Genomic DNA, 22,450 nt, shown 5'->3' on the forward strand with positions numbered 1-22,450 from the left:
TAATAAGTTCAATAACAAGAACAACGGAGACAACAATGGCTCACTCCAGCTCTCAAGCCAAGAAAGCGACCGCCAGTGGGTGGATCGGCTCGGCCCTCGAGTACTACGATTTTTTCATCTACGCCCAAGCCGCAGCACTGATCTTCCCGCAGATCTTCTTCCCGTCGATGGACCCGAAAATGGCCATCATCGCCTCGCTGGCGACTTACGGTGTCGGTTACCTGGCCCGTCCGGTGGGTGCCGTTGTGCTCGGTCACTGGGGTGATACCCGCGGCCGCAAAAACGTTCTGCTGCTGTGCATGTTCCTCATGGGTATCTCGACCATGGCCGTTGGCCTGCTGCCGACCTACCATGACATTGGCATCATTGCCCCGATCATTCTTGTGCTGCTGCGCCTGGTTCAGGGCTTTGCGGTCGCCGGTGAGATCTCCGGTGCCAGCTCGATGATCATGGAGCATGCGCCGTTCGGACGCCGAGGTTACTTCGCCAGCTTCACCCTGCAAGGGGTTCAGGCAGGTCAGGTACTGGCTGCGGCGGTGTTCCTGCCACTGGCCTACTTCATGCCAAGCGAAGCCTTCAACGAGTGGGGCTGGCGCATTCCGTTCCTGCTCAGCGCATTCGTCCTGGTAGCCGGCTTCATCATCCGTAAGGAAGTCCACGAGACCCCGGCCTTCGTCAAGGAAGAGAAGCAGGACAAGATCGCCCGCTCGCCAGTCAAGGAAGCGTTCAAGTACAGCTGGAAACACATGGTCCTGGTTATGTTCATGGCCCTGATGAACGTCATTCCAGTCGTTGCCACCGTGTTCGGTGCAGCCTATGCGGTGCAGCCGGCTTACGGCATCGGCTTCGACAAGAGCGTGTACCTGTGGATCCCGGTAGTCGGCAACATCGTCGCAGTGCTGGTGATCCCGTTCGTTGGCAACCTGTCTGACAAGATCGGCCGTCGTCCAACCATGATTGCCGGCTGCATGGGCTCGGGCCTGCTGGCCTTCGCTTACCTGTATGCGATCAGCATTCAGAACGTGCCGCTGGCCTTCTGCGCATCGATCCTGATGTGGGGCATGGTCTACCAAGGTTACAACGCGGTATTCCCAAGCTTCTTCCCGGAGCTGTTCAATACTCGCTACCGCGTCTCGGCCATGGCTATCGCGCAGAACATCGGCACCATGTTCACTGCCATGCTGCCAGCGGTATTCGCCGCCATCGCGCCGCCAGGCTCGGAAAACATCTGGCTGGTGGTAGGTGGCTCGGCGTTCTTCATCACCTGCATCTGCGCCCTGGCTGCCTACGTGGCTCCCGAGACGCACCGTCTGGCGATGGAAGACCTCGGCAACCCGAATGCCAAACCGATGGACAAAGATACCTACGAAGCCACCCGCAAAGGCAGCCTCAACACTGCTGCAACTCAGTAAAAACTGCCTGGGGCTGCATGCAGCCCCAGCCGTTTCAAGCGCTGACCACCGCCTGCAAGTTGGCCCACAAGCGTTCGACATGCTCACGCTCGGTGGGCAGCGCCCCTACCGATACCCGCACCATCCACTGCCCTTCCAGCGTTGCCGGCGTGACGTACGCCAACCCCGAACCATTGAGTCGATCAGCCCAGGCCCGGGTATGCGCATCCAGCGCCGCACCTTCCAGCCCGTCCGGGCAGTGACGAATACACAACGTCTGCAACTGCACCGGCGCCAACACCTGCCAATCTTCTGCGGCCTCGACCTGAGCGGCCAGCCAGCGAGCGTTGTCCAGATCGCGGCGCAAGCGCTGCTGCAAGGCCTCCACCCCTTCGCTGCGCAGCATCAACCATAGCTTCAACGCACGGAAGCGCCGCCCCAGCGGAATGCCCCAGTCACGCAGGTTCTTCACCTCGCCGTCGACCGCCGACTGCAAGTAACTCGGGTTGGTGCTCATCACCCGAATCAGGTGCTGCGGGTCGCGCACGTAGTAAATCGAGCAATCGAAGGCCACCCCAAGCCACTTGTGCGCGTTGACCACGACCGAGTCGGCCAGCTCGATACCGTCCCACATCCAGCGACACTCAGGCAGGATCATCGCCGAGCCAGCCATGGCCGAGTCGACATGCAGCCATAGTTGGTGCGCCTGGCTGATAGCGCCGATCGCTGCCAGCGGGTCCAGCGCAGTGGTGGTCGTGGTACCGGTGGTGGCGACTACCGCGCACGGTTGATTACCCGCCGCCAGGTCTGCCTCGATGGCCGCCTGCAACGCCGCTGGCTGCATGGCGAATTGCTCGTCGGTGGCGATCAGGCGGATGTTCTCGCGACCGAACCCTGCCAGTAAAGCCGCTTTGTCCACCGAGCTGTGGGCGTGGGCGCTGGCATATACGATCAGCGGCTTGGGCTGGCCCTGCAAACCACCACGGGTCAGGGCAAAGTCACTGGCGCGCTCGCGGGCGCAGATCAACGCCACCAGGGTGCTGGTCGATGCAGTGTCCTGGATCACCCCGCTCCACTGCGTAGACAAACCCAGCAATTGTCGCAGCCAGTCGAGGGTGGTTTCTTCCAGCTCGCTCAGGGCCGGGCTGGATTGCCAGGACAAGCCGAGCACGCCCAGGCCGGTACTGAGAAAGTCGCCCAAAACTGACGACAGGGTGCCGTTGGAGGGGAAGTAGCCATAAAAGTCTGGGTGCTGCCAGTGCGACAGGCCGGGCATGACCAGCTTGTTGAAATCGTCGAGGATGGCTTCGAAGGGCTCGCCTTGATCCGGCGCAGCCACAGGCAAGGCGGCTTTCAAATAGCCGGGCTCGACCTGCGCCATGACCGGGCGCTCGGCGATGGTCTGGCGATAGTCGGCAATCAGGTCGATCAGTTGGTGGCCATGTTGGCGAAATTGTTCGGGGGTCACGCGCGGGCTCCTCGCGGGCTGAGAATGGGCTGCTGTTGCTGCAGCCCAGTCTAGGCGCACGGCCATCGCGCAATAACCCCGCCTGGTGCATAGGTGCTATGGCGAAGGCGCATGCCCGCCGTGCACACCGAACTGCGACTGACGCCACACTTCGTAGACTCGGTTGCGCAGCCAGCGGTGCTCGGCCGACGCCTGCAAGCGCTGATGCCAGACCACCCAGTAGCGCTGGCTGTGCTCGACAAAGGCTAACGGCCGCCAGGCCAGGCCGTGCAACCGGGCCAGCTGCCGAGCAATGTGCTCGGGCACCGTCACCAGCGCCTGGCTGTTGCCAACCACCTGTACGGTGGACGAAAAGAACGGCACCTCCAGGCTGATCCGGCGCTGCAGCCCCTGCGCCCGCAGGTGGCGATCAATGAAGCTGTCCTTGTCACCGCCGCCACTGATGCGCACATGCTTGAAGGCCAGATAATCATCCTGGCTCAAAAGCTCACGGGCGGTCAGTGGGTGATCAGCGCGCATCAGGCATACGGCGCGGTCTTCGCCGAGCAGGCGGCCATGAAGGTTGGCCGGCGACTCGTCGAACAGCGTCGTGGCCAGGTCAATCTCACCGCTGGCGAGCTGCGCGTACTGCCCTGCTTGCCAGGTACGAAAATCCAGCGACACCCCTGGTGCCTCAACTTCAAGCGCCGCCACCAGCAACGGCAACATATGCTCGGCAACGTAATCCGACGCGGCCAGACAAAAGCGCCGCTCGCACCTCGCTGGGTCGAACACAGCCGGCTCGCGCAGCGCCTGCAAGGCTTCGAGCACCTGGCGCAGCGGCTCGACCAGCGCCTCGGCATGCTCGCTGAGCACGTAACCACGGCCCTGACGGACCAGCAATGGATCATCGAACGCCTCGCGCAAGCTGGCCAACTGCCGGCTCAAAGCCGACTGGCTGACGCCCAGGCGCGCACCGGCATGGCTGAGGTTTTTCAGCTCAAGCAGGCAATCGAGGGTCCGAAGATGGGAGAGACTGAGCGAGGCGAAGACAGGATGCATGACGTACCACACAAAAGCAGCGTTGCGCCGCGAAAGGGCCGCAGTGCGGCCCCCGTGCACTGATCAGTCAGTCAGGCCGACGTAGACGTTCTGCACGTCGTCGTTGTCGTTGATCGCTTCGAGGAACGCTTCAACTTCGGCCAGAGCCTCGGCACTCAGGCTGGCAGCACTTACCGGGTTTTTCGGGGTGTAGCCGATTTTTGCCGAAATCACGGTAAAGCCCTGCGCTGGCAACGCCTTCTGTACAGCGTCGACGTCGGTCGTGTCGGTGATGAACAGGGTCGCGCCCTCCTCTTCACCTTCTTCGAAGTCCTGCGCGCCGGCTTCGATGGCAGCCATTTCCGGATCGGCGTCAGCGTTGTCCGGGGTGGCTTCGATCAGGCCAACATGGTTGAAGTCCCAGGCTACCGAACCGCTGGCGCCCAACTGGCCCTTGCGGAACAGCACGCGGATCTGGGCGACGGTGCGGTTGACGTTGTCGGTCAGGCACTCGACGATCAGCGGCACCTGATGCGGCGCGAAGCCTTCGTAGCTGACGGCGGTGTACTGCACCGCGTCGCCATCCAGGCCTGCGCCTTTGCGGATCGCCCGCTCGAGGGTCTCGCGGGTCATCGAGGCCTTTTTGGCCTGTTCTATCGCCAGACGCAGACGCGAGTTGGAGTCAGGGTCGGCGCCGGATTTGGCAGCGATCTGAATTTCCTTGGCCAGCTTGCCCATGATCTTGCCTTTGGCATTGGCTGCGGTTTCTCTGTGCTTGGCTTTCCACTGTGCGCCCATGTCGACTCTCTACGTTTCAGCGGGCCGGTTCAGGAAGCGACCGGCCAAAGTGGCAGCAGTTTATACGGCCCTCGGCAAAAAATCTCGCGCCTGCAGCGCCAGCCGGCACTGAGGCTTGATCAATATCAGCCTTTGTCGGCTTTGCCGGCGGCTGCGGCATACCTGGCCAGGCGCACGTCCAGCCGCCGTGGCCGCATGCCGCGGTCTTCTGCCCGCTCCTTGCGGCGGATCGCATCGCGCACCAGCAGCGAGCCCAGATAACGGATCGGCTCCGGCGGAAACTGCCCCAGTGGGCCTTTGACCAGCCCTGATCGGGTCCAGGGGTTGTCCAGCCCCAAGGCCAGTGACGAGAGAATCTGCCCGCCCATATGACACGGGCCGACGCCACTGCCTGAATAGCCGAAGCCGTAGAAGACATTGCCCTGCCCGTCCAACCGCCCGAAGAAGGGCAAGCCGGTTACCGAACGGTCCGACGGCCCGTTCCAGCTCGCCGCAATCGGCACCTCGGCCAGCGCCGGGAAGAAGTCGTCGAGCGTCTGACGCAGCAGCGGCTGGTACGGCGAAGGCTGGTCAAACACCGGCAGCATGCGCCCGCCGTAGGCAAAGGTATTGCCGCCCTTGCCGAGCATCAGCCGGCCGTCGCTGGTGTTGTGGTAGTAATGCACGAAGATGCGCGAGTCGAGCACGCTGATGCCGCTGTCCAGGCCGATTTCATCGAGCAGCTCAGGGCACGGCTCGGTGATCACCATATCGCTGGAGACGATTGCCACGCTGCGCTCGAACTGCGGAAACGCCCGCGCCATCCAGGCATTGAGGCCCAGCACCACTCGATCAGCACGGACCGTTGCATGAGCAGTGCGCACCTGTACCGGTGCGCCATGCTCAAGGCTGGTCATGGCCGTGCCTTCGTATATGCGCACCCCGCGCTGCAACGCAACGCGGCGCAAACCACGCACCAGCCGGCCCGGCTGCACTGTCGCGGCGGCCGGCGAGAACCAGCCTTCAAGATGGCGCGCAGAGCCCGCCCGCTGCTGCACCTGCTCAAGCGCCAGTCGCTCGAAAGAATTGATGCCCTGACGCGCCAAGGCGGCAATCACCGCATCGGTGCCGCCCAGTTGCGCGGCGTTGCTGGCGGTGTACAGGGTGCCATCCATGCGGTAGTCGCAATAGATGTCATTGGCTGCGCAATAGTCGCCGATGGCCGCAATACTGCGCTCCGATTCGCGCACCAGGCGCACCGCTTCGGCCGCGCCGAACAAGCGCTCGAGGGTGAAGTACTTGGCCGACCAGGACAACGCACAACCGCCGTTGCGGCCACTGGCCCCGGCGCCGCAGATATCGGCTTCGATCAGCACCACCTCCAGCTGCGGCGCCTGCTCCTTGATCATCAATGCCGTCCACAAGCCGGTGTAACCACCACCGACGATGCACACATCACAACGGATGTCGGCGCTCAGCGGCGGGCACAGTGCGTCCTGCTCCTGATCCAGGGCTTGTTGCAGCCAGAAGGGTCTCATCGCTTGGGCTTTCCTTTAACTGCGCAGTGGCTTGATTGCCATGCTGGTATTGGGGGCAACGTCGACCACCTGTTCGGCGGCGACCGGGCGGCTGTTCCAGTGCGGCAGCAGCACCAGTGCGGAGAACAGCGCGCAGCCAGCAAATACGATGAATACCGTGACGCTGTCGAAGTAGCCCGGCAGCAAGCCGCCCAGCACCGCGCCCACCGAGCCGCAACCGTTGACGAAGCCTGCGGCGGTGGCACCGGCCTTGGCGCTGCCAAAGTCAATTGCAGCGGCGCCGCTGATCATTGAATCGGGGCCGTACAAGGTCAGGCCCATGACAAACAGCAGGCCCACCACCAGGGCAATGCTGCCGCTGTTCATCGCTGCCATGAACAACGCCAGGGTCACCGTCAATAGCAGCAGGCTGATCACGCAGGCGGGCATGCGCCGGGCGCCGAACAGCTTGTCCGACGCCAGCCCGATGATGATCGGCCCGAGCAGCCCGGCCAGCTCGAATGCGGTGGGAATGATTGCAGCACCCACCTTGCCCACCGACGGCATCTGTTCAAACACGATCACCGGGCCCCAGAGCAAGATGGCGTAGCGCGCTGGCTTCAACAGAAAGTAAGCCAGGCCCAGTGTCAGCACCGTGCGATTACGCAGGATCTCGCGCAGCGGTTGCCATACGCTGCACAGGTTTGGCCCTGGGGCCATGCTCTGCGGCTCTGGCTCGACCGCCGGCAGGCCAACATCTTCAGGCTTGTTGCGTTGCAGAAAGAAGAACAACACCGCCACCAGCGCCACCACCACCGCACTGGAGAAAAACGCCGCGTGCCAGGTGCCGATCAAGGTATACGCCCACCAACCGGCAAACGGTGACGCCACCAGCCCGCCAAAGGCGTAGCACGAGCTCCACAGCCCCAGCACCCGGCCGCGCTGCGACGAAGGGAAGAAGCTGCCAAGGTTCTTGCACAACCCCGCCCAACCGGTCGACTGCGCCAGGCCCTGAATCAACATGCAGGTGGCAAAGATCGGGAAGGTTGCGTAGCTGCCCATCACCACCGCCGCCGCCGCTGAAATCAGCAACCCGCCGAGCACTACCACGCGCGGCCCGAAACGGTCGGCAAGCATGCCCCAGGTGAACTGGCCGACTGCGTAGGCAGCCAGATAGATGGCATCGAGGTTGGCCATCGCCGCCTTGTCGAGCATGAAGCTTGGGTCTTCGCCGATGCCCAGCTTGGCCACCGAGAAGGCCTTGCGGGTGAAATAGAAGCCAGCGTAGGCCAGCCAGGTAATGGCGAAAATCTGAATACGCCACCGTTTGATGGCAGCAAGGGTTTGGTTCATGGGAGTCTGACCTCTCGCTCAAGTGTGCCGGCAGAATGTGAAAAAACGCCTGTCTTGTTGTTGTGAGTCGCACTACATGACGGTGGCCATCGTCGGGTCAGATAACAGGGCCGGCTGACATGACCGCGCCGCTGCTATGGCCACCAGCGCGCTGCGTCTTGCTGCGCACTGGAGCTGTCGATCATAGAAACAGTTACTGACTGATAACAAAAATCGATTTATCGTATTTCACACATAAGCTCAGCTTGTAAGTGGAGGCGGTATGTCGGTGTCTCAGGCGCAACTCAAGGCGTTTCATGCGGTCGCTCAACACGGTAGCTTCACGCGCGCGGCGCAAAAGCTGTTTCTCACTCAGCCAGCCGTGTCCGACCAGGTGCGCAAGCTCGAAGAGCGCTTTGGCGTGCTGCTGTTTCATCGCAATAAACGCTCGGTGCAACTGACCGACCTCGGCGAGCGGCTGCTGGGCGTGACCCAGCGCCTGTTCGCCTGCGAAGCCGAAGCCGTCGAGTTGCTACAGGATTCGCGTGCATTGCATACCGGCAGCCTGGTGTTGGCGGTGGATGCGCCGGTGCATGTGTTGCCGCAGATTGCCCGCTTCTGCCAGCGTTACCCCGGCATTCAGGTCAAGATCGAGACTGGCAACACCGATGAATCACTGGCGCGCCTGTTCAGCTATCAGGCCGACCTCGCCCTGCTCGGCCGCGATGTCGATGACGAGCGCCTGTACTGCGTGCCAATGCGCCGCGACCCGATGGTGGCATTCGTGTCGCACAACCACCCCTGGGCCAGTCGCGCCTCGATCAGCCTGGCTGATCTGGACGACACGCCGCTGGTGCTGCGTGAACCAGGCTCGGTGACGCGGCAGACGCTGGAAGAGGAAATGCACCGGGCAGGGCTGCGCATCCGTGCGGCAATTCAGGTCGAAGGCCGCGAAGCTGCGCGCGAGGCGGTGGTAGTAGGGATTGGCGTTGGCGTGGTGTCGGCTGCCGAGTTTGGCGCCGACGCTCGGGTATGTGCGCTGCCGATCGTCGACTGCCAGCGGCATTTGACTGAAACACTGGTGTGCCTCAGCGAGCAACGTACCCGCCGGGTGGTGGCGACCTTTTTGCAGCTGGTCCAGGAAGGGCTTTGAGCCCTCCCTGCCCTACCTGAGCTGGCGCTCGTTTCGCAGTTAGCGAGTAGCAAGCACAAACAAGCGCGGGAACGGCAGCAGCAGCTTGCCATCGCTGGACGCTGGGTAGTCATGCTCCATCGCCTGCAGATACAACTGCAGGAAGTCCGCCTGTTCTGCTTCGTTCAGACGATCCAGGTAAGGTCGCAGTGCCGAGCCTTTGAACCATTCAACCACCGCCTGCGCACCGCCGGCCAAGGGGTGATGGTAAGTCGTGCGCCAGACGTCGACGCGGCTGCACAGCGGGCTGAGCAAGTCGTAGTAGAACCCTGCGGTATGCCGCGGCGGCAGCGAGAAGTCAGCGAACTTGTCGGCCCATGGCCCGCGCTTGGCGATCTCGCGAATCTGTCGGTGGGCCGGTTCGTCGATGTTGTCCGGAGTCTGCACCGCAAGGCTGGCGCCTTCGCTGAGCTGGCGGACCAGGTGCGGATACAGCGTGGCGTGCTCGGGGAGCCATTGCAGCGAAGCGTTGGCGAGGATCAAGTCCTGTGGTTCGGCTGCTTGCCAGGTCGCGATGTCGGCAATCTTGCAGCTCACCCTCGGCACACTCAAACGCGGTCGTTTATTGGCCTTGTCGATCATGTCCGGATCACTGTCGAGCGCTGTCACCTGAGCGTCCGGGCAGCGTTGCAACAACACTTCGGTGGAGTTGCCCGGCCCACAGCCAAGGTCGGTAGCGTGACGCACTGGACGCGGCGGCACCGCCGCCAGCAGATCACGCACGGGGCGGCTGCGTTCGTCTTCAAACAGCGAATATTGGTTGGCAGACCAGGCCATGGGCGGCTCCTGTAGGCGGCTGAGCGCCTAGCATAAGCCATGTCGAGGGGTTCGCGGTGAGACCCGCACAAACAAACGCGGCCGGCCCCTTGCGGGAACCGGCCGACATCATACAGCGCGTTGCTTAGTGCAGTTTTTTCGCCGAACGGATCTGATGCACAATACCCATCGCCACCACCACACAGGCAGCAATACCGGTCGAAACCACCAGAATCTGGTAGTCAGGCATGAACGCCATGGTCACCAGCGCAGCAACGATAAACGCAATCACCAGGTAGGTCAGCCAAGGGAACAGCCACATCTGCAGGCGGATCTCCTTGCCTTCGGCAATCAATTTGCGGCGCATACGCAGTTGGGAGAAGGCGATCACCAGGTACACCAGCAAAGCGATCATGCCCGTGGTGTTCATCAAGGTGTCGAGCACGTCCTTGGGCCGCAGCGTCTCGCTGAAGTTGATCAGCGCGCACACCACTGCCACCGCGCACGAACCGACGATCGCGAACACCGGTACGCCAGTGCCAGCGCGGGTGATCTTGAAGAACGACGGCGCGTCGCCACGCTGAGCCAGCGAGAACAGCATGCGCGAGGCAGTGTAATGGCCCGAGATCAGGCAGCTGCTCACCGAGGTCAACACGACGAAGTTCATCAGCAGCTCGGCATATGGCACGCCCAGCAGTTCCAGCGTACGGCGATAAGCGCCATAGCCCGACTCACCCAGGTGCGGGTCATTCCACGGCACCAGGCAGACGATCAGGAAGATCGAGCCGACATAGAACAGGCACACCCGCCAGACCACCGAGTTGGTCGCCTTGACGATCTGCCCGGCCGGGTCTTTCGACTCGGAGGCAGCGATGGTCACGATCTCCGCACCGAGGAAGGCGAACATCACCCCAAGCAACGCACCAATCACCGTGGTAAAGCCGTTCGGCATGAAGCCTTCGGCGGTCAGGTGAGTGATCCCGCGGACCTCACCGAACTGCCAGATATTCAACACCGCCGAGCCACACACGATCAGGAAGCAGACGATCGCAATCACCTTGATCAAGGCAAACCAGAACTCGAACTCGCCGTAGTGCTTGACGTTGAAGAAGTTGACCGTGATCAGCACCAGGGTCGTCGCCAGGACGAACACATTGGTGCTCACCCCCGGGAAGAAGCCGTGCAGGATCTTGCCCGCCACATACGCTTCCCAGGCCATCAGGATGACCCAGTACCACCAGTACAACCAACCGATGGTGAAGCCTGCCCAACGGCCAATGGCACGGTCGGCGTAGGTCGAGAACGAGCCGGTGTCTGGCGAAGACGTCGCCATTTCACCGAGCATGCGCATGATCAGCACCACCAGGATGCCGCCAGCCAGATAAGCCAGCACCGCAGCAGGGCCGGCGCTGTGAATGACACTGCCGGAGCCGACGAACAGTGCGCCGCCGATGACCCCGGCGATCGACATCATCGTCAGGTGGCGCGACTTGAGCGAAGCATTCAGCTTGCTCTCCGGCGCCCCTTTTTCGGATGCGGTAGTTGTAGATGTTGCGTCCATCAGTTGTGTCCCCGTGCTTCTTTTTATCTAAGGAATTGCGTGAAACCCCGATGGCAAGCGGTTTCACCTGTACATCGATACTGATGCGCGCAGGCGCTGTGCGAGGGCACGAGCAGGCCTTCCCTGGCGGCCTGTGGGTCGTGCGAGGCGGGCCTCGAACGAACTGAAACAAAAGGTGTCTGGCGATCTCAGACACCTAATGTAAAAATGTCGCGCTGATAGAGCCATGCACAGTGGCATGAAAGTCGCACTGCACTGTACAGGCCGCCCATGCAATACACCGCGCGACACCCGGCCGACGCCCCGCGTCTGCACACCTGAAGGCACACCCATGCTCGTACTACATCCAGACTCCGCCACCCCGCTGGTCAACCAGATCATCGACGGCTTGCGCGAGTTGATCGACAGCCAGGCGCTCAAACCCGGTGCCAAGGTCCCGTCGATCCGCGCCTTTGCCGCCACCTACTCGGTGAGCACCTTCACCGTGGTCGAAGCGTACGACCGTCTGGTTGCGCAAGGGCTGCTGGTCAGCCGCGGCAACACCGGCTTTTTCGTCAATCGCGCGGCCAGCGAGCAACTCGACAGACCGGCCCACGGCGCCGACAACAACCGGCCGTCGTTCAACGCCGAGTGGTACCTGCAGCAGATTTTCGAAACCCGTCAGTTGCCGTTCAAACCCGGCTGCGGCTGGCTGCCCAACGACTGGATGTACGAAGATGGCCTGCGCCGGGGCATGCGTCAGGTCGCCGGTAGCCCGTTGGAGCTGTCCGGCTATGGCGAGCCGATGGGCCTGCCGGAGCTGCGCACGCTGACCGCGCAGAACCTGCAGCAAGAGCTGTCGATCGTGGTCAACCCGGCGCAGCTGATGCTCACCCACGGCGCCAGCCAGGCGCTGGACCTGGCGGTACGCACGTTGGTGCGCCCCGGTGATGTGGTGCTGGTCGACGACCCAGGCTACCCCAACCTGATGAGCATCCTGCGTTTTCAGGGGGCTACCCTGATCGGCGTGCCGCGCACCCCGGCCGGCTACGACCTCGATCGCCTGGAGCAACTGCTCAGCGAACACCGCCCAAGTGTCTTCTTCACCCAGCCGCACCTGCACAGCCCGACCTGCTCGCGTACGCCGTTGCCGCAACTGCACCGCTTGCTGCAACTGGCCAGCCAGCACGGCTTCCGGCTGGTGGAAAACAACCTGTACGCCGATATGATCGCGGAGCCGCAGCCGTGCCTGGCCAGCCTCGATCACCTGCAGCAAGTCGTATACGTCGGCAGCTATTCAAAAAGCATTTCACCGAACGTGCGGGTTGGTTACCTGTTCGCCAACCCGGAACTGATGCAGCAGTTGCTGCGCCTGAAAATGCGCTCTGGGCTGACCACCTCCCAAGTGATGGAGCGGGTGGTCTACGCGGCGATCATCGATGGCCGCTGGCGCAAGCACCTCAAACGCCTGCGCCAGCGCCTGGCCGAAGCACACCAGGAAGTGGGCCGGCATTTGCACCGGCTGGGCTTCGAGCTGTTCACCGAATCGGACGAAGGCATGTACGTGTGGGCGCGCCACCGGGCCATCCCGGACAGCGCGGCCCTGCTGGATGACGCGCTGGAGCAAGGCATCATGCTCGGCCCCGGACAGTTGTTCATGGTCGACGCCCAGGCGACTGGGTGGATGCGCTTCAACGTCGCGTTCAGCACCGACCCGGCGATGTGGGAGCTGTTGGAGAAGATCCTGGTCAAGCAGGTGCGCCGCTCGGCTATCTAGTGCCAGCGACTGCAGGTGACGATACCCGCTGTGACAATCTGCCCACAGCGGGCAGTCACAAATGATAATGACTCGTAGTAATATTGCGCCCTGCCTCCCACATCACGCGCGATAGCCAATGCCAGCTGAACAACCCACGCCCGCGCCGCGAGTGCTGGTGGTCGATGACCACCGCAAGATCCGCGACCCGCTGGCGACCTACCTGCGCCGCCATGGTTTCGAGGTGCGCACCGCCGCCGACGCGGCCGGACTCTGGCAATTGCTCAAGCAGCAGGCGTTCGACGTGGCCGTACTCGATGTCATGCTGCCCGACGGCGATGGCTTCGAGCTGTGCCAGCAACTGCACCGGCGCTGCAACCTGCCGGTGATCCTGCTGACCGCCCGCGACACCACTGCAGATCGCATTCGCGGCCTCGACCTGGGCGCCGATGACTATCTGACCAAGCCGTTCGAGCCGCGTGAGCTGGTCGCGCGCCTGAACAGCGTGCTGCGCCGGCATCAGGCAACCCAGGCGCGACTCCACGCGGCGCCTGCAGCTACGCCCGCAGCACGCCGCTATCGCTTCGCCGGCTGGCACTTCTGCGCCAGCAGCGCCTCGCTCAGCCGCGAAGGTGCCGAGTCAGTTCAGTTGAGCACCGCCGAGGGCAAACTGCTGCAGGTGTTTCTGGCCCACCCGCATCGCAGCCTGACCCGGCAACGGCTGGTCGACCTGACGGCAGCGCACGACAGCGACATCAGCGAACGCGCCATCGACCGCCAGGTCAGTCGCCTGCGGCGCAAGCTCAGCCATGACGGGCAAACCGCCGAGCTGCTGCGCACCCTGTGGGGCAGCGGCTACTTGCTGGCCGCCGATGTCGAGCTTGAATAGCCTGCGCCGGCTGTGGCCGCAGCGCTTGCTGCACCAGTTACTGCTGCTGCTGTGCCTGGCACTGCTGGCCTCGCACTTGATCGGCATCGTTCTGCTGCACCGCCACGGCAGCCTGCTTCATCCGCTGTCCCGGGCAGCCAGCCTGGAGCGCCTGGCAACTGCGTTCAACCTGGCGCGCGACCTGCCCGCAGCGCAGGCCAACAGGATGCTGGCCAAGATGGCCAACCCGGAAACCAGCTTCTGGATCGCGGCAACCCCCGAGGTCAGTGCTTTCGCCGCTCGCTCTGAAGAACAGCGGCTTAGCCGCGACCTGCGCCAGCGCCTGCAGCTATCGCCGGAACACTCGCTGATCGTGCAACTGGAGCGGGTCAACGGCACCGACGCCCGCGCTTATCCGTTCAGTCCTGGCGGTTGGGCGCCACTACGCTTGCGCAGCAGCCTGGCGCTGGGCAACGGCCAGTATCTGAATGCCGAGCAGCACCCCAGCGGTGCTTATCAGTGGGGCACTGTACTGGCTTACAGTTTGCCAATGACCACCCTGCCGGTCTTGCTGGTGATGATGTTCGGCTTTGCCCGCGTGCTGCGCCCGATCAAGGCCCTGGCCAAAGCCACCGAGCGGGTCAGCCGTGGTGAGTGGATTGCGCCGCTGCCGTTAACCGGCCCGCACGAAGCACGCGAGCTGACCCATGCATTCAACACGATGCAGGCCAACCTGGCCCGGCATGTCGAAGGCCGCACCCGCTTGTTGGCAGCGATCAGCCATGACCTCAACACGCCGCTGACCGAATTGCGTTTGCAGGTTGAACTGCTTGACCCCGGCGCCACCCGCAACGACTTGCTGGAAAGCCTGGGCGAGCTGACGGCGATGGTCGGCGAAACCCTGGAGTTCGTGCGCGGCGATGCAGTGCAGGAGGCGACCTGTCAGTTGCGCCTGAACGACTTGCTTGACGAACTGGACCGACGTTATCGCCTGCTTGGGCAACCGTTGACCTGGGATGTGCAGCAACAGGCCTGGCTAAGCTGCCGACCTTTGGCGCTAAAACGTGCCCTGACCAACCTGATCGACAACGCCTTGAAGCATGGCGGTGCGACCCACGTGACGCTCAGCCAGGCTGACGGCCAGGTGCGCCTGGAGATCACCGATCAAGGTCCGGGGCTGCCTGAGCAGTGGTTGGAAAAAGTCTTTGAACCCTTTGTCCAGCTCGGCCGCGGTGGTGCCGACGCCCGCAGCGGTGGCGGACTCGGTCTGGGCTTGGCGATCGCCCGTGCCTGCATTCAGGCCCATGGCGGTGAACTGCTGTTGGAAAACCGCAAACCACGCGGGCTGTGCGCGCTGGTGCGGCTGCCGGTCGGCCAAGGCTGACACGCGCAAACGCAAACCGGGCCGATGTACGGCCCCGTTTGCTACTGCTCTGATCAGAAGTTGTAGGTCGCGCCCATCCACAGCGTGCGGCCATAGTTCACCGTGCCGTAGGTCTCGTCGTCCAGACGCTTGTCGGTGATGTTGTTCAGCGAGGCATTCACAGTCAGCGCATGGGTCAGGTCATACGAGCCGCCGATGTCGGCAGTGGTGTAGCCCGGCGCCGATTCGGCAGTGATGGTGTTGCCTGTTTCTTCGCCGTAGTAGCTGAGCGCGGCCCAGGCTTGGGCGCGGTCATTGACCCGCCATTCGCCGCGCAGGTTGGCTTTCTGTTTCGGCGTCAGGGCAAGCGGCGCACCTGCGTTGGCACCGGTCTTCTGCTCGGAGTCGGTGTAGGTGTAGTTGCCTTTGATCAGCAGGTCGGAGCGGATGTCCCATTGACCGGTCAGCTCGACGCCACGGATCACCGCCTTGTCGACATTGACCCGGTCCATGACGATGTAGCCGTTCCAGCGCCGGTCAGTGGTTACGGTCGAGAGCTTGTCCTGAAAGTCGTTGTAGAACAACGTCACGCCTGCCGACAGATCATTGCGGTTGGACCACAGCGCCGACACTTCGTAGTTGGTGCTGGTCTCGGGCTTGAGGTCAGGGTTGCCGAGCATGACGAACCGGTTGCGGCGCAGGTAGGCGTAGCCTTCAACCACGGCGCGCAGCTCAGGGGTCTTGAAGCCGCGGGCAACACCGCCTTTGAGCGTCCACTGATCCGTCGCGCGCCAGACCCCATACAGGCGTGGGCTGAAGTGGTTGCCGTATTCTTCGTGGTTGTCCATGCGCAGGCCGCCGGTCAAGGCGAAGGTGTCGGTGACCGACCATTCGTTTTCGGCAAACAGCGCTTTTTGCTGGACCGAGAACTCGTAATCAACCTTGTCACCCAAGCCCTGGTTCCAGTCGGTGACCTGGTTTTCCTGCCATTGCAGGCCAACCGTGCTGACGTTGTAGGTGGTCGGCACGACCAACTTGGCGTCGAGCACGCGGTTGCGGATTTCAGGCTTGCGCCCGTAGATGTCGGTCTGGTCTGGCGTGGCCTTGCCTTCGCGGCTGGTGGTTTCCTGATAGAGGGCGACGTCAGAGGTGGCCCAGCCCCAGCGACCCTGGTGCGACAGCGACCAGTGATCACGGTTGTTCTCTTGCTCGCGGGTGGCCCAGTTGGCACTGACGCCATCACCGTTTTTCAGGCGCGTAACGCCGGCTTCGAGAAGGATGTCGTGGTCGATCGTGGGCGTGAAGGCCAGGCGCGTGGTCAGGTCGCGGTGATCAGCCTTGCTGTGGCCGTTGGTCTGTTCCAGGTCAGCATCGGCCTGGCGGTCCAGGTAGCGGCCCCACACTTGCAGGCCAAGCAGGTCTTCCTTGAGCGGACCGCTCAAGTAGAAAGTGGTTTGCCCGGCGTCGCCCTCTGCGCTGTGCTGACGCGCCGAATAGTCATAACCGATCGAGCCGCCCCACTCGGGCGAGACCTTGCGGGTAATGACGTTGATCACCCCCCCGATAGCGTCCGAGCCATACAGCGACGACATCGGCCCGCGCACCACCTCAATCCGCTCGATGGCGGCTGCCGGCGGGACAAAGCTCTGCTCGTAACCGGCGTTGCCGTTGACCCGTGATTCACGGGCGCTCTGGCGTTTGCCATCGACCAGAATCAAGGTGTAGTCGCCCGGCATGCCGCGCATCGAGATGTCGCTTTCGTTGGCGCCGCCGTTGACGGTGACACCCTCGACATCACGCACTGCGTCACCGAGGTCGCGGTACGACTTGCGACGCAGGTCTTCGCCGTCGATCACGGTGATCGACGCGGGCGCGTCCTCAACCCGCTGCTCGAAGCCCGAGGCAGTCACAACCACATCTTCAAGGGTCAATGGGACGGGTTCTGGAGGGTTTGTCTGCGCGTGCGCGGCACCCGCCAGAAATACGGCCAACGTGGAGGAACGGCTGAAAATACGACGTGGTGCGCGCATGCAAGTGACCTTGTGAATTCCGCTGTAAAAGAGAATCCTAATCAGATGCATTGGCGCAAATGGGACAAAGTGTGACAGCCGCTGTCGACGACCGCGACGCCAAAGGCAGCGTCGAGGTACCACAGCTATGCCTGCAGGCACCTCAAGCACGCTGACCAGCCGATTATTCGGCAGCCTGCAATCCCATCTGCCAGAAGTCCGCCTCAAGCCGTGACGCCTGGGCGAAGATCGCCGCCAGCTCGGTGAAACGTGACTCGGTCATGCTCCGCGCGGCCAGCTCGTCCAGGTGCTTGCGGGCAGACGCCGCCACGTCTTGATAGGCCTCACCGGCATACTCGCCGATCCATTCGCGGTACGGATGCTGGTTCAGATCACCGATTGCGCCGGCCAGGCGCTGACCGATTTCGGCGTAGCCGATCACGCACGGTGCCAGCGCAACGTGCAGTTCAAGCAGGTCGCCGGCGGCGCCGCAGTCAAGCACATAGCGGGTATAGGCCACGGTCGCCTGATGCTCGGGGGCAGCTTGAATGTCGGCTTGCGACAAGCCCCAGCGGGCGCACAGGCGCAGGTGCAGTTCAGTCTCGTCAAGAATCGCCGCAAGCCCGGCCTGCGCGGCGCGGATGTCACTTGGCAGGCGACTCTTGTAGGCGGCCAGCGCCCAGGCGCGGGCGAACTGGATCAGGAACAGGTAGTCCTGCACCAGATACTCGCGAAACGCCGCCTGACTGAGGGTGCCCGTCTGCATCTGCTGCAGGAAGTCATGCTCGACGTAGCTCGCCCATTGCGGCGCAGCGGCGGCCTTGAGCCGATCAAAAATATCCATGTCAGGCCTCGCCATCGTATACGGCATCGAAGAAGGCCAGTTCCAGCGCGACTGTGCGCAGGTAGAAGTCGCGGCTGAGCTCGGCCTCCTTTGGCCCGACGCGGTCAAGTTCAGCTTGCAGGAACGCGACAAAATCCTCGAAGAACGGGTTGTCATGCAAGGTGATCCACTCAGCGTGGACGAAATGCTCGGGCAGTGGCTGCGGCGCCTTCTGCGCCCAGTCCAGGTACAACCCCTCGGCCACATTCAGCACCGCCAGCGCTGCCGCATAGGAGCGGCTTGCCGCCGCCTCGGCCATGATCGCCTTGAAGCCTGCGGTGGGCGCACTGTCGGCAGGCTCGTCGCGCTGCGCCGGGCTTACATTGAGGGCCTCGAATGCACGCAGGAAATAGGTGTTTTCGTCACTCGAGATCATCCCGGCAAAACGGCCCAGACGCAGGCGCGCTTCAAAGGTATCGGCTGTGGCGATCGCCGCACCGAGCAAGGTCAGAAAGCTGTCGAGGAAGCGATGGTCCTGAACCAGGTAGCGGACCATAACCGGATCCGCCAGGGAACCATCACATAGCTGTCGCACGAAGCGGTGGCCAACGGCAGCCGACCAGGTCGGTTCGCTCTGCTCGCGCAAATAATGGGTAAAACGTTCGCTCATGCTGCTGTCCTCTGGGAGGTGGCAGCGAGGCCAGGCGGGTGGTGCATGGTGCGGCCTCGCAGTGAGGCCGGCGCAAAGGCAGGTCGGCTGTCCCATCCCTTCGCCGGCATGATCCGGATCAGGTGCTAAGGGTCACCGCGCTGCATCTTGCCAGCGGTTTCTCAGCCCGTCTCCGGGCTCCCCTTGGTAGCGCTCAGGTATACCGCAGACGCAGGCCAGTTGTCACGGCACGTTGGCTGCACGCCCAGCAAAAGGTATGCTAGGCGAACATAGCCAATTGCCACCACCAGAGCCGTGCAGTAATCGCGCGCCAAGGAACCCGCTTTGCCCAGCAACCCCACGCGCCAGACCATCGCCCGCCAGTGGCAGTTGCTCAAACTGCTGCCTGACCGCCACCCGGGCATGAGTTCCAATCAGTTGCAGCAGGCCCTGCACCAGGTCGGCCATGGCACCAGCAAGCGCACGGTCGAGCGTGATTTGAACGAGCTGACCGAGCTGTTTCCGGTGCGCTGCAACAGCAAGGGCACCCCATATGGCTGGTACTGGCAGGCCGAGCTCAGCACCGAGCTGCTGCAGCCGCAGCCCAGCGATCGTTGCATGGCGCAACCGATCACCTTGCGGGCCTGGGTGACGCCGGGGCTGGCGCGGCAGTTGGCGGCGCAGCCGCTGTCGGACGACATGTTGCTGGAGCCGCTTGCCGAAGGCGACGCCAGGTTGGTGGCCACGGTTGCCTATGACCAGGCCCTTTTGAGCTGGCTGCTGGCGCATGCCGGCTCGATCAAGGTGAGTGCCCCGGACAGCGTGCGTGAGGCTCTGCTCGAAAGGCTGCATCAGGCACTGCTGTTGCACGAAAGCGGCTAAGTCAGCGCTGCGAGTCCGCGCGCAAGCATCCTGGATCTGCGATTAACGCCACACAAATCATTGGCGTCAGCACTAAACGTCACCGGAAACGGCGGCGAGTTAAGTCAACTTGATAGACTGACTTGTCATCGGGGTTGGGTTTCCAGCGCTGAGCAACACGGCGCATCGTTTTAGGGCTGCTCAGCAGCCCTAAAACTCACAGCCACAGCGTTACCACCTGCCCAAACCTCCTTGCCATAGGCTACTGTTCCCCCTTGCGCGTCGTTCAAGCCAAGGAATCCCTATGCCGCATCGCCTGTTACTGCCGCTATTGCTGCTGTGCCCGCTCGCCTCTGCCGCCGATGCACCGCAAAAAGACGCCACCAGCTTCACCCGCCAAAGCAATCAACAATGGTTGCAGCGCCTCCCCTTCAACGACCGCGCCGATTTCGACGCCGCTCAGCGCGGCTTGATCGAGCGCTTCGATGGCCGCATCGACAATGCCGACAGCCAACCGGTGTGGGACCTGCAGCGCTACGCCTTCATCAACGGTGAAGCCCCTGCCACCGTCAACCCAAGCCTGTGGCGCCAAGCCCAACTGAACGCCATCGCTGGCTTGTTCCAGGTCACCGAGGGCATCTATCAGGTACGTGGCCTGGACCTCGCCAACATGACCCTGGTCGAAGGCGACAGCGGCCTGATCGTGATCGACCCGCTGCATTCAGTAGAAACCGCCGGCGCTGCCATGGAGCTGTACTTCAAGCATCGCCCGCGCAAGCCTGTGCTGGCGGTGATCTACAGCAACCCGCAGGTGAGCAGCTATGGTGGCGTGCGCGGCGTCGTCGACCCCGCCGAGGTCAAGGCCGGCAGGGTTCAGGTGCTGGCACCGCGCGGTTTCTATGCGCAGGCCATCAGCGAGAACGTGCTGGCGGGCCCGGCGATGCAGCGCCGCGCCGAATACCTGTATGGCAACGCCCTGCCCCGCGGGCCTCGCGGCCAGGTCGATGCAGGCCTGGGCAAAGACATATCCAGCAACGCCACGATCAGCCTGATCGCCCCCACGCGGGAGATAAGCAAAGCGCTCGAGACCGTGCGCATCGATGGCATCGACATCGAATTCCAGCTCACCGCAGGCCAGGACGCGCCGGCACAGATGAACCTCTGGCTGCCGCGCTTCAAGGCGCTGGCCATGGGCGAGAACGTCGCCCACAGTCAACTGAGCCTGCTCGACCTGCGTGGCGCGCCGGTGCGCGATGCCAGAAGCTGGTCGCGCTACCTCGACCAGACCTTGGTGCGTTACGGTGAGCGGGCCGAGATCGTCCTCGGCCAGCATCACTGGCCAAGCTGGAGCGGCGCGGCAGTGCGCGAGTACCTTGCCGACCAGCGTGACCTGTACGCCTATATCGATGGCCAGACGCTACGCCTGATCAATCAGGGCCTGAGCCCAGACGCAATTGCCGCGCAACTCGCCACGCTGCCCCCGCGCCTGGCCAAGCGCTGGTACAGCCGCGATTATTACGGCTCGCTCAGCCTCAACGTGCGTGCGGTCTATCAACGCTACATGGGAAGCTACGACGGCAACCCCGCTACCCTCGACCCACTGCCACCGAGCGACACCGGCCGGCGCTATGTCGAAGCCATGGGCGGCGCCAACCAGGTGCTGAGCCTGGCGCGCAAGGCATTTGCTTCAGGTGATTACCGCTGGGTCGCCGAGCTGACTCGGCAATTGATCTACGCCCAGCCCGGTAACAGCGCAGCACGTCAGCTGCAGGCCGATGCGTTCGAGCAACTCGGCTACCAGAGCGAGAACGCTACCTGGCGCAATGCCTACCTGAGCGGCGCACAGGAGCTGCGCGACGGTGTTGCCGCAAGCCCAGCCCCCGGCAACGTCGATGACATGGTACGGGCCCTGGCAGCGCCACTGTTCTTCGATCTGCTCAGCGTGCGCCTCGATGCGCAAAAGGCAGCCGAGCAGGACCTGACCATCAACTGGCGCTTCACTGACCTGGGTGAAGATTATGCGCTGACCGTGCGCAACGGCGTGCTGACCCACCGCGACCGCACGCGCCACCGCCGTGCGGATGTCGAGGTGAGCATGAAAAAAGCCACACTCGATCGTATCGCCTTGAAGCAGACCGGCTTCGTCAAAGAGGTCACAGTGGGTGATATCAGCATCAGCGGCGAGCGGATCAAGTTCCTGCGCCTGATGTCCGGGCTGGAAGATCCGCAGGGGCGCTTCGAGCTGGTCGCGCCTTAAGCGCGGCGCTGGGCCGTAGCCTGCTGGCTGCGGCTCAGGCATGCGTAGCCAAGGCCCAATACACCGATCGCCAGTGCACCGAGCAAGGCCAGCAGCAGCTGGCTGTAGCTGGCAATGGTGGCTGGCAGGCCGACGAACTCGCGGTAAGCGAGAATCTGCGCCTCGCCGTCAGCGTGGCGAATGCTCAGGCCGCCCTGTCGGATCTGCGAGTAGTCCGAATCGAAGTACACCCATACCTTGCAGTCTTCGCGCCCGCCGATGGTGGCGATGTCGATCAGGTTGGTGGCCGCCTGTGGGATGATGTCGTTGCCGTCATCGTCGCGCACCTGCACCAGGCCCTTGGCCGGCAAGCGGATCTGAATGTTCTTCAGCGGGGCTTCGCGGGTGTTCTTCAGCTCTATCACCAAGCCGGTACGATGGTCGACCAGGCCTGCCTCGAACGGCTTGGCAAACAACGCCAGATACGGCGCCTGGGCCGCGTCCACCAGCTTGTCGACCTGCTGATTGCTCAACTGGCCCTGGCTGATATCGCTCATCTGCCCGTGCAAGCGCTCGTAGCGCAGCATGTCATTGGCCGTGCTGATGCGCTCGCTGAACTGGCTTGGGTAGGTCAGGTAGGAGTAGGTAAGCCGCGCTTCCAGGGCTGGGTCCTGCTTGAATGCCAGATACAGGCCGCCTGCACAGGCACCAGCGACCAGCAGGCCAACGAGGGCTTTACCGACTTTTTCCCAACTCACCTGGGCGTTTCCTTATTTCGCTGTAGGGGCGATGCAAAATCGCCGGCCAAGCGTGCCACTGATCGCGCTCAGGGGCAAATGCGAATTAGACCGATCGCCAGCCATCGCCCACGCAGATAAGCCTGCGCGGGCGA

General features: G+C 63.1%; 18 protein-coding genes and 1 riboswitch. Of the genes, 7 read left to right on the forward strand and 11 right to left on the reverse strand.

Annotated features, from left to right (window positions below; genetic code table 11):
- Positions 1–35 precede the first annotated feature (35 nt).
- A complete protein-coding gene (locus tag IDM28_RS13730) occupies positions 36–1,412 on the forward strand; it encodes an MFS transporter (RefSeq protein ID WP_150568932.1) in 1,377 nt (458 codons plus the stop codon).
- A 34-nt stretch (positions 1,413–1,446) separates the two neighbouring features.
- On the opposite strand, the gene IDM28_RS13735 is transcribed toward IDM28_RS13730, so the two are convergent.
- The 5 genes from IDM28_RS13735 to IDM28_RS13755 form a co-directional block, all read right to left on the reverse strand.
- On the reverse strand, positions 1,447–2,859 hold the full coding sequence (locus tag IDM28_RS13735) for a DOPA decarboxylase (RefSeq protein WP_188036242.1): 1,413 nt from the start codon (positions 2,857–2,859) through the stop codon (positions 1,447–1,449).
- A 96-nt stretch (positions 2,860–2,955) separates the two neighbouring features.
- The gene (locus IDM28_RS13740; protein ID WP_188036243.1) at positions 2,956–3,900 is read right to left on the reverse strand and encodes a LysR family transcriptional regulator; all 945 of its coding nucleotides are present in this window, start codon (positions 3,898–3,900) and stop codon (positions 2,956–2,958) included.
- Positions 3,901–3,963: 63 nt separating this feature from the next.
- Entirely contained in the window at positions 3,964–4,677 is a 714-nt protein-coding gene (locus IDM28_RS13745; RefSeq protein WP_101320340.1) for a YebC/PmpR family DNA-binding transcriptional regulator, read from the reverse strand.
- A 125-nt stretch (positions 4,678–4,802) separates the two neighbouring features.
- Positions 4,803–6,194: an FAD-dependent oxidoreductase gene (locus IDM28_RS13750; protein WP_101320342.1), complete on the reverse strand. Its 1,392-nt coding sequence runs from the start codon at positions 6,192–6,194 to the stop codon at positions 4,803–4,805.
- A gap of 15 nt (positions 6,195–6,209) precedes the next feature.
- The gene (locus tag IDM28_RS13755) at positions 6,210–7,526 is read right to left on the reverse strand and encodes an MFS transporter (protein WP_101320344.1); all 1,317 of its coding nucleotides are present in this window, start codon (positions 7,524–7,526) and stop codon (positions 6,210–6,212) included.
- A 262-nt stretch (positions 7,527–7,788) separates the two neighbouring features.
- On the opposite strand from IDM28_RS13755, the gene IDM28_RS13760 reads away from it, so the two are divergent.
- Positions 7,789–8,658: a LysR substrate-binding domain-containing protein gene (locus tag IDM28_RS13760; protein ID WP_103437764.1), complete on the forward strand. Its 870-nt coding sequence runs from the start codon at positions 7,789–7,791 to the stop codon at positions 8,656–8,658.
- A gap of 39 nt (positions 8,659–8,697) precedes the next feature.
- Here IDM28_RS13760 and tam read toward each other — a convergent pair whose 3' ends face one another.
- Both tam and IDM28_RS13770 read right to left on the reverse strand, forming a co-directional pair.
- On the reverse strand, positions 8,698–9,474 hold the full coding sequence (tam, locus tag IDM28_RS13765) for a trans-aconitate 2-methyltransferase (protein ID WP_101320349.1): 777 nt from the start codon (positions 9,472–9,474) through the stop codon (positions 8,698–8,700).
- A 124-nt stretch (positions 9,475–9,598) separates the two neighbouring features.
- Positions 9,599–11,014, reverse strand: coding sequence for an amino acid permease (locus IDM28_RS13770; protein WP_101320351.1), 1,416 nt, complete (start codon positions 11,012–11,014; stop codon positions 9,599–9,601).
- A 331-nt stretch (positions 11,015–11,345) separates the two neighbouring features.
- On the opposite strand from IDM28_RS13770, the gene IDM28_RS13775 reads away from it, so the two are divergent.
- The 3 genes from IDM28_RS13775 to IDM28_RS13785 all read left to right on the forward strand — a co-directional run bounded on the left by IDM28_RS13775 (position 11,346) and on the right by IDM28_RS13785 (position 15,001).
- Positions 11,346–12,770 (forward strand): PLP-dependent aminotransferase family protein, encoded by a 1,425-nt coding sequence (locus tag IDM28_RS13775; RefSeq protein ID WP_150568928.1) that lies wholly within the window; start codon positions 11,346–11,348, stop codon positions 12,768–12,770.
- A 118-nt stretch (positions 12,771–12,888) separates the two neighbouring features.
- Positions 12,889–13,638, forward strand: coding sequence for a response regulator transcription factor (locus tag IDM28_RS13780; RefSeq protein ID WP_188036244.1), 750 nt, complete (start codon positions 12,889–12,891; stop codon positions 13,636–13,638).
- A 25-nt stretch (positions 13,639–13,663) separates the two neighbouring features.
- Positions 13,664–15,001: an ATP-binding protein gene (locus IDM28_RS13785; protein WP_188036379.1), complete on the forward strand. Its 1,338-nt coding sequence runs from the start codon at positions 13,664–13,666 to the stop codon at positions 14,999–15,001.
- Positions 15,002–15,054: 53 nt separating this feature from the next.
- On the opposite strand, the gene IDM28_RS13790 is transcribed toward IDM28_RS13785, so the two are convergent.
- From IDM28_RS13790 to IDM28_RS13800, 3 genes are all read right to left on the reverse strand, one after another.
- Complete coding sequence (locus IDM28_RS13790) at positions 15,055–17,010, reverse strand: TonB-dependent receptor domain-containing protein (protein ID WP_150568926.1); 1,956 nt, start codon at positions 17,008–17,010, stop codon at positions 15,055–15,057.
- 163 nt (positions 17,011–17,173) lie between these two features.
- A complete protein-coding gene (gene tenA, locus IDM28_RS13795; RefSeq protein WP_101320359.1) occupies positions 17,174–17,833 on the reverse strand; it encodes a thiaminase II in 660 nt (219 codons plus the stop codon).
- A gap of 1 nt (position 17,834) precedes the next feature.
- Positions 17,835–18,482, reverse strand: coding sequence for a TenA family protein (locus IDM28_RS13800; RefSeq protein WP_188036245.1), 648 nt, complete (start codon positions 18,480–18,482; stop codon positions 17,835–17,837).
- Positions 18,483–18,560: 78 nt separating this feature from the next.
- A riboswitch (TPP riboswitch) is annotated at positions 18,561–18,676 on the reverse strand.
- Positions 18,677–18,806: 130 nt separating this feature from the next.
- Between IDM28_RS13800 and IDM28_RS13805 the strand changes: the two genes are divergently transcribed.
- Together IDM28_RS13805 and IDM28_RS13810 are read left to right on the forward strand one after the other, a co-directional pair.
- Positions 18,807–19,343 carry a WYL domain-containing protein gene (locus IDM28_RS13805; protein ID WP_188036246.1) on the forward strand — a complete coding sequence of 179 codons (537 nt, stop codon included), beginning with the start codon at positions 18,807–18,809 and terminating at the stop codon, positions 19,341–19,343.
- Positions 19,344–19,626: 283 nt separating this feature from the next.
- Complete coding sequence (locus IDM28_RS13810) at positions 19,627–21,579, forward strand: alkyl/aryl-sulfatase (RefSeq protein WP_188036247.1); 1,953 nt, start codon at positions 19,627–19,629, stop codon at positions 21,577–21,579.
- Here IDM28_RS13810 and IDM28_RS13815 read toward each other — a convergent pair.
- Positions 21,576–22,316 carry a hypothetical protein gene (locus IDM28_RS13815; RefSeq protein WP_101320368.1) on the reverse strand — a complete coding sequence of 247 codons (741 nt, stop codon included), beginning with the start codon at positions 22,314–22,316 and terminating at the stop codon, positions 21,576–21,578. The two genes, IDM28_RS13810 and IDM28_RS13815, sit on opposite strands and share 4 nt — an antisense overlap.
- Positions 22,317–22,450 lie beyond the last annotated feature (134 nt).

This window comes from Pseudomonas sp. EZ-C24 (assembly GCF_014525325.1).
In the GTDB taxonomy this organism is placed as follows: Bacteria; Pseudomonadota; Gammaproteobacteria; order Pseudomonadales; family Pseudomonadaceae; genus Aquipseudomonas; species Aquipseudomonas shirazensis.